The 337-nt window shown below is 33.8% G+C and carries 1 protein-coding gene; it reads right to left on the minus strand.

Annotated elements, in window-relative coordinates; all coding sequences use genetic code 11:
- Positions 1-337 (minus strand): hypothetical protein (locus FUA24_RS03875; RefSeq protein WP_148540144.1); only part of this gene is annotated, 337 nt, incomplete at both ends.

A 337-nucleotide genomic window follows, 5' to 3' on the forward strand; every position in this document is an offset into this window, starting at 1 on the left:
ATTGTGCTTCTAAAGCTAAGATATCATCTTTATCTTGTGCACGTTTACGTTTATCTTTTACAGCTCTTGCAAATAATTTTTTATCAATTACTACACCGTTTAATGATGGAGATGCTTTTAATGATGCATCTTTTACATCACCAGCTTTATCACCAAAAATAGCACGTAATAATTTTTCTTCTGGAGTAGGGTCAGATTCTCCTTTTGGTGTAATTTTTCCAATTAAAATGTCACCAGGTTTAACCTCTGCACCTACGCGAATCATTCCGTTTTCATCAAGATCTTTTGTAGCTTCTTCAGATACGTTAGGAATATCGTTAGTTAACTCTTCATTACC

Source organism: Seonamhaeicola marinus, from assembly GCF_008085455.1.